This window comes from Micromonospora sp. KC721, assembly GCF_004348355.1.
In the GTDB taxonomy this organism is placed as follows: domain Bacteria; phylum Actinomycetota; class Actinomycetes; order Mycobacteriales; family Micromonosporaceae; genus Micromonospora.
Map to the genome: position 1 here is coordinate 22,529 of NZ_SMJY01000057.1, position 6,785 is coordinate 29,313.

The 6,785-nt window shown below is 71.4% G+C and carries 9 protein-coding genes; 4 read left to right on the forward strand and 5 right to left on the reverse strand.

Features of this window, described 5'->3' with window-relative positions:
• Nucleotides 1–119: 119 nt before the first annotated feature.
• Complete coding sequence (locus E1182_RS12785; RefSeq protein ID WP_132264435.1) at nt 120–1,073, reverse strand: aldo/keto reductase; 954 nt, start codon at nt 1,071–1,073, stop codon at nt 120–122.
• Between the two features lie 237 nt (nt 1,074–1,310).
• On the opposite strand from E1182_RS12785, the gene E1182_RS12790 reads away from it, so the two are divergent.
• Nucleotides 1,311–2,513, forward strand: a complete 1,203-nt coding sequence (locus E1182_RS12790) for a nucleotide disphospho-sugar-binding domain-containing protein (protein ID WP_132264437.1) — start codon at nt 1,311–1,313, stop codon at nt 2,511–2,513.
• 24 nt (nt 2,514–2,537) lie between these two features.
• Nucleotides 2,538–2,999: an S-adenosylmethionine decarboxylase gene (locus E1182_RS12795; protein ID WP_132264440.1), complete on the forward strand. Its 462-nt coding sequence runs from the start codon at nt 2,538–2,540 to the stop codon at nt 2,997–2,999.
• Nucleotides 3,000–3,207: 208 nt separating this feature from the next.
• Here E1182_RS12795 and E1182_RS12800 read toward each other — a convergent pair whose 3' ends face one another.
• Genes E1182_RS12800 through E1182_RS12810 form a run of 3 tightly spaced genes read right to left on the reverse strand, consistent with a single transcriptional unit; the run spans nt 3,208 to nt 4,443 of the window.
• On the reverse strand, nt 3,208–3,870 hold the full coding sequence (locus tag E1182_RS12800) for a TcmI family type II polyketide cyclase (RefSeq protein WP_132264442.1): 663 nt from the start codon (nt 3,868–3,870) through the stop codon (nt 3,208–3,210).
• Between the two features lie 49 nt (nt 3,871–3,919).
• Nucleotides 3,920–4,129 (reverse strand): hypothetical protein, encoded by a 210-nt coding sequence (locus E1182_RS12805; RefSeq protein WP_132264444.1) that lies wholly within the window; start codon nt 4,127–4,129, stop codon nt 3,920–3,922.
• Nucleotides 4,126–4,443, reverse strand: a complete 318-nt coding sequence (locus E1182_RS12810; protein ID WP_132264446.1) for a putative quinol monooxygenase — start codon at nt 4,441–4,443, stop codon at nt 4,126–4,128. Before E1182_RS12810 ends, E1182_RS12805 begins: the two co-directional genes overlap by 4 nt.
• Before the next feature lie 446 nt (nt 4,444–4,889).
• Between E1182_RS12810 and E1182_RS12815 the strand changes: the two genes are divergently transcribed.
• Together E1182_RS12815 and E1182_RS12820 are read left to right on the forward strand one after the other, a co-directional pair.
• Nucleotides 4,890–5,651: a hypothetical protein gene (locus E1182_RS12815; RefSeq protein WP_132264448.1), complete on the forward strand. Its 762-nt coding sequence runs from the start codon at nt 4,890–4,892 to the stop codon at nt 5,649–5,651.
• Complete coding sequence (locus E1182_RS12820) at nt 5,635–6,426, forward strand: class F sortase (protein ID WP_132264450.1); 792 nt, start codon at nt 5,635–5,637, stop codon at nt 6,424–6,426. Before E1182_RS12815 ends, E1182_RS12820 begins: the two co-directional genes overlap by 17 nt.
• Nucleotides 6,427–6,519: 93 nt before the next feature.
• Here E1182_RS12820 and E1182_RS12825 read toward each other — a convergent pair.
• A partial coding sequence (locus E1182_RS12825) for a phosphatidylglycerol lysyltransferase domain-containing protein (RefSeq protein ID WP_132264452.1) occupies nt 6,520–6,785 on the reverse strand: 266 nt, incomplete at its 5' end.

Consider the following 6,785-nt stretch of genomic DNA (forward strand, 5'->3'; position numbering starts at 1 on the left):
CGGAGCAGGGCAACCCGTTCGCCGCCACACCCGACAGCGCGACGGCCGGCTCGACGTTCGGGGCACGAGAAACGGGCAGGGGATCGTGGATCCCCTGCCCGGCCGGGTTTCGCCCTCGCTCAGCAGGCCTCGTCGAGACGCTTGCGCAGCTCGGTCGGCAGCTCCAGGTCGGCTGCCGCGAGGCACTCGTCGAGCTGGGCCACCGAGCTGACCCCGACGATCGGCACGATGGCCGGATCGCCACCGGTCAACCAGCTCAGCACCACCTGGTTCGGGGTGGCGCCCAGCTCGGCCGCCACCTCCCCCAGCACCCGCAGCCGCCGTTCGGTGCCCCGGTGCTGGTAGTGCTCCGGCAGCGGCTTGTCCGCCCGGGTGTACGTGCCCCACAGCAGGGTGCTGTACGCGAACATGGTCAGGTCGCGGCTGCGTACCAGATCCAGCAGTTCGTCGCTGGCGTGCACGTGCCCGCCCTCGGGCAGGGCGGTCGCCGGACGCGGCAGCAGGTACGAGTAGCGCTGCTGGACGACCGTGTACGGCGTGAGGCCCCCCGCCTCGGCCAGCGCCCGGGTCTCGGCCAGCCGCCAGGCGGTGTGGTTGCTGGCCCCCAGGGTGCGCACCTTGCCCTCGGTGACCGCCTCGTGGAACGTGGCCAGGGTTTCGGCGTCCGGGGTGTTCCGGTCCTCCCGGTGCGCGTAGTAGATGTCCAGGTGGTCCACGCCGAGCCGGCGCAGTGATCCGGTGAGCTGTTCGCGGATCACCGCCGGGGCGAGACCTTCGGCCGCGCCGTTGACGCCGAGCCCGGAACCGACCTTCGAGGCCAGCACCAGCCCGTCCCGGCCTCCCCGGGCGGCCAGCCACCGGCCGAGCACCGTCTCGCTCTCGCCGCCGCGCCCGCCGGGCACCCAGAAGGAGTAGCAGTTCGCGGTGTCGATGGTGGTGCCGCCGGCCTCGACGAACCGGTCCAGGATCGCGAACGACGTCTGCTCGTCGACGGTGGTGCCGAACGGCATCGCGCCGAGACAGAGCTGGCTGACCTGAATTCCCGAGCCGCCGGACAGCTCACGTTGCCTCATCAGTCCTCCCAGGTTGCGACGGGTCCATCGGCCACAGGATAGGGACGCCGACCGGCCAAAAGCGCGCCCCGCGTCGATATCTACGACCTTCCGGGCAGACGTCGTGGGACCCAGGGCGCATCCTCGCGGGCGCGTCGGTGTCGCCACCTTGTCCACACTGGTCTGTGCTCCGTACGGTCGCCGCCGGGAGGGCAGCCGATCGGCGATGCGGCGCCCGGTCACGGAAGGAAAGCCGCCATGCGTGTCGGACTGGTACCCGGGGTGTGGTCGTACGGGCTGGGCTCGGTCTCCACCGTGCTCGCCGTGTACGAGGCGGTCCGCCGCGCGGGCCACACGCCGGTGCTCTTCGCCAGCCCGCACGTCCGGCCGGTCCTGGACCGGCTCGGCGTGCCGGCGGTGCCGATCCCGGGGCCGGCGCAGGCGTCCTACCCGGACGAGCCCGGCACGGTGCTGCGCCTGGACGACCTGCTGTCCCGCTCCGCGTACGCCGACCGTGACCTGGTGGAGACGGTGTTGGCCGCGCAGTTGCGGGCCTTCCGCGCGCACCGCGTCCAGGTGCTGTTCCACGACTACGACCTGACCACCGTGGTGGCCGGGGCGCTGGCCGGGATCCCGGTGGTGTCCCCGGTGACCTGGCCGGACCACCGCCGGTTCGGCCGGGGTGGCGTCGGCTGGGCGCCGCTGGACACCCGGGCGCTGGAGGCGTTCCGGCCCGCGCTGCGCCGCAGCCGGGCCCCGGAGCCGGGTTCGCTGTCCGAGGTCCTCTTCGACTGGAGCACCCGGCTGGTCTATCCGCTGACGCCGCAGATGGATCCGCTGGTCGCCCGGTACAGCACCGGCGAGTACGTCGGTCAGCTGACCGCCGCCGCGCTGGAGCGCCACGTCGCCGCCGGGCCGGCGGACTGGCCCCGGCCCGGACGGACCGGGGTGCTGGCCTACACGAGTGGGCCACCGATGGACGCCGACTGGTACTACCGGCACTGCCTGCGGGCGTTCGAGGGTTCGACGGTGGACGTGCTGATCGCGGCGGGCCGGCCGGACAGCGTCCCGCCCCGGGTGTCGCCCGCCGGAAACGTGCAGCTCTGGCCGCTGCTGCCGCTGCGTGACCTGCTCGACCGGGCGAGCGTCCTGGTGTGCCACGGCGGCCGGGGCACGCTGGCCGGCGCGGTGCACGCCGGCGTACCGCTGCTGGTCTTTGCGGGCGACGACCCGGAGCGGGGGTACTTCGCCGACATGCTGGCCCGACAGGGCCTGGCCGCCAGTTGCGAGGCCGACGACTGGCGGCCGGAGCGGTTGCGTGAGCTGGTCGCGCAGGCCGCCGGCATCCGGTCGGCCCGCGCCGCCGTGCCACCTCGCGAGCCGGCCGGCCCGGCCCGCGTCGTCTCGATCATGCAGGAACTGACCGCCGATCCGATCCGGCTGCTCTCCCGGGCCAGCTGAGACCGACCATCCAGAGGAGATCCGATGATAAGCCACTCTCTCACCGGCCACGCGCCCGAGGACCACTACGGTGACGAGCTGACCCTGCGGTTGTCCGAGATCGCCGACACCCGCGCGCTGCACGACGACGAGGCGTTGCACACCTTCATGCGCGACCTGGTCGACCGCATCGGCATGACCGTGATCGCCGGGCCGTTGGTGGCCACCGAGGAGGGCCCGCCGCACCAGGCCGGAAAGTCGGCGGTGGTGATCCTCGCCGAGTCACACGCGGCGATCCACACCTACCCCTGGCTTCGCGAGATCTTTGTCAACATCTTCTCCTGCAAACCGTTCCGCGAGGCGGACGTGCTCGACGAGCTGGCCGGTCTGGTGGGCGGGTTCACGGTCACCGAGCGGTCCCTGACCCGGCGCGGCGAGGACTGGCCACGGGCTCTCGGTCCGGCCAGCCGGCTGTGGCGCAGCCAACGCTCGCGCGCGGCGGCCTGACGGTGGCGTCCGACGCGACGAGATGGCGGTGGTGCCGCTGCGCCAGGTGGTGTTGCAGCTGTCAGCGGGCGGACCAACCGCCGTCGGAGGCGATGGTCTGGCCGGTGATCCAGGCGGCTTCGTCGCGGCGGAAGCAACGGAGCCGGTCGAGGAATCGCCAGCTCCGTTGCGCCAGAAACCCGAACCCGGCATCCCGCGGCGGTGCCCGTCAGTCCTGCGCGCGCCAGCGGTAGAACACGTTCGCCAGGGAGTCCTGCGGGCCGCGCCATGCCTGCGGGTTGTACGGTCCGATGTAGGGGCTGAGCTCCTGCATGATTTTGGCGAAGGCGGGTTTGCCGCGCTCCTGCTGGGCGGCCTCGGCGACGGACTCGTCCTGCTCCAGCAGGTGGACGTACACGTCGTCGATGGAGTACAGCCAGCGTTCGGCGACGCCCAGCTCGGCCGGCAGCGACCCGGCGTCGGACTCGGCGAAGATGCGCGCGACGTCGGGCTCGGCCCCCGGCTTGATCCGGCCCACGATGACCAGCAGCGTCGTGTTCTCGGGCTTCGGCCCGTCCGGCGCCCAGTGGTAGAACTCCTTCGCCACCGAGTCCGACGCGCTCTTCCAGTACCTCGGGTACGGCGTCACGTACGGCCCGATCGCCTCGGCGATCTTTTGGAAGGCGGGCAGTCCACGGTTCTGGCCCGACACCTTGGGGTCCTGCTTGCGCTCGATGATGTGCAGGTAGAGGTCGTGGTGCGACAGCAGCATCCGCCCGATGACCCCGAGGTCCTGCGGTCGGGTGGTGTTGTCGTAGTGCCCGAAGACGTCGCCGACGATCTTCTCGCTGCCGGGAACCATGTGGCAGACGATCACGTTGCGGAAGACCATGTTTGCTCCTTGGTGGATTGGTGGACGGATTGCGTCGCCGGGACGGCGCTCACGCGCCGAACCGGACGGGCAGCTCCCGCAGGCCGCGCAACGGCGAGGCAGTAGTGGACGCCGTGGCCGAGGCCGAGGTGCGGGCCGCGCTCGCGGGTGACGTCGAGACAGACCAGCGTGCTCTCGCGCAGCCGCGCGAGGGTGGGTACGGGTCGGTGGCGAACTCGCCGGTGTAGAACTCGGACGTCGAACCGACCGGCTCGGTCATGGCTCCTCCGACTCGGTGCGTACGCTGTGCACGATCTGGTAGGTGTGCCGCTCGGCGGACTCGCGGAGGTCGCGGATCACGCGCAGCAGGTGGTCACGGTGTTCGCTGCGGCCGAAGGCGTCGAGGCGTTCCCGGTCCGCCCAGTCGCTCATGATCAGGTAGTTGCGCGGGTCGTCGACGTCGCGGACCAGTTCCTGGCGCAGGCAGCCGTCGAGCGTACGGATCTTCTCCGCCACGGCCAGCCACTCGGCCTCGAACCGTTGCTCACAGCCTTCCCGGGTACGCATCGCCAGCACGGTGCGCACCGGCGTCACGGCGTACTCCCGCCCGCCACGTCGCTGGCACCGTCGGCCTGGCCAGCCGCCGCCCGCCACCGGGACTCCGCGACGGATGCGCAGTCCGGGCGGGCGGGCTTCCGGATCATTGTCTTGATCATGGAGTCCCCTTTCGACGGCCTGCGCGGGACGGGACCCGGGCGGAAACGGCCACCACCGGCCCCAGCAGCGAGTCTGCGGAGCCGGCGTCACCGGGGCGTCACCGCGCCGGGAGCCACGGTGAGCGCTGGGATGACAGTGGCCGCCCCGGCACCCCCAAACCCGATTAACCGGACTTTCCGCCCGAGATCGTGGCAAACGCTCACGTATAGCACGTGAAGCCTTCTTAGTGCCGTAAACCTGGAAAACGTTCTGATCCGGCACGAACTGGAATAACGTTCCTCATGGCTCGCCCTCCTGGGCCGACGAGAGAAGGAGTGAGGAACATGTCGAAGAGCTTTCTGAGCAAGCTCGCTGGCGGCGTGGCGCTGGGTAGCGCCGCCCTGCTGCTCGGGGCACCCGCCGCCGCGCTCGCCGCGACCGACGGGCCGGACAAGGAGCCCAACAACCAGCAGCGGGAGTGGAAGAGGGACTCGAACGACACGACCGACAGGAACAAGGACCAGAACAACAACACCGACAAGGGCGACAAGAACGACAAGAACAACAACGCCGACAAGAACGACAAGAACGACAAGCCCAAGACCTTCAAGCTGAAGGACAAGGACGGCAACGGGGTCATCTGCGCCACCAATGACCAGAACGCCGAATCGGGCGTCGCCCAGACCATCAGCAACAACACCCTGACGGGCGGCGTCAACACCTTCGTCCAGATCGGGGCATCCGCGGCGGTGAACGCCAACGCCCAGGCCCTCGTCGTCTGCATCCGCGACCTCGACGTCGACGTGGACGTGGAGGTGGACCTGCTCAGCGACATCCTCGAGACGGTCGAAGCCTCCCGGGCCAGCGGGGCCGGGACGCCGTTGGGCCAGCCCGTCGCCAACATCCCCGCCCTCGGCGGCGCGTACGCGGGCCCGAACGGCGCCTGGGTGCTTCCGGCGAACGGCGGCGTCGCGGCCGGTGAAGGTCCCTTCGCCGACTCCAACACCGGTTCCCTGGTGGCGGCGGGCGCGGGCCTGATGGGCGTGGCGGCCCTCGGCGGCTTCGGTCTGCTGCGTCGGCGGTCCGCCGATGGCACTGTCGCCTAAGGCGGCCAGGAGCGCCAGCGGCCGCCATGGACTCCCATGGCGTGCCGCTGGCCTCGTCCTGGTCGTCCTGCTCATGCTGACCGGGGCGGGCCTGATCGGACTCGCGGCCAGGACCCCCGAACCGGTCCAGGCACCACAGCCCGACCCCGCCGCCGCACCACCGTTCCTGCGGTCACCGACGCCGGAGCGAGCCGATGCCTCGCCGGACGCCGACCCGCCCACGGACAGTGCCGTCCAGGAACCGGCCACCTGGGAACGCGCCGACGGCCGGCCCGCCGCGAACCGCCCGTCGCCCACCCCGAAAGCGATCGGGATGCCCCGGTCGCAGCCCACCCGGGTCCGGATCCCGCGGATCGGCGTGGACGCGTCGACCACCCCGCTCGGACTGGACAAGAACCAGCAGATCGCGGTCCCGCCGGCCAAGCTGGCCGGGTGGTACAAGCTGGGACCGAGCCCGGGCGAGCCCGGCACCGCAGTGCTGGTGGGCCACCTCGACGCCCGCAGCACCGGACCGGCGGTCTTCTTCCGCCTCGGCGCCCTGAAACCGGGCGACACCATCGACGTGCTCCGCCAGGACGGCACCACGGCCCGCTTCATCGTCGACGGCGTGGCCCGCTACCCGAAGAAGAGCGTCCCCGCCGACCTGGTCTACCAGCACAACGGCACGCCGCAGCTGAGGTTGATCACCTGCGGTGGCGACTACGACAAGAAGGCGAAGTCGTACAAGGACAACACGGTGGTGTTCGCCACCCTGGCCACCCAACGCGCCAGGTGAGGCCGCGAGCCGCGCGAACCCGGGCGGTGCGGGACCGCCGCCCGGGTTCCTGCCGCCCGGGCTCCTGCCGCCGCGGCGACGACCCGCCGGCGCTCACCCGACGCGCCGCCCCTCCTGGCCCACCAGCCGGCCGATCACCGGAAGCTCGGAGACGCCCTCGGCACCGGCGATGGCCAGACCCTGCACGGCGGCGTTGCCCGACCCGGACAGCAACACGTACCGGGGACGCCACATCGGCTGGTACTTGTCGTTGAACCGCCACAGCGACTCCATCTGGGTCGTGCCACCGAAACGCTGCACCAACCGTCGCTGCACCTCGGTGAGCGGGCCCTGCCCCCGCTCCCCCGCCAGCACCGAGC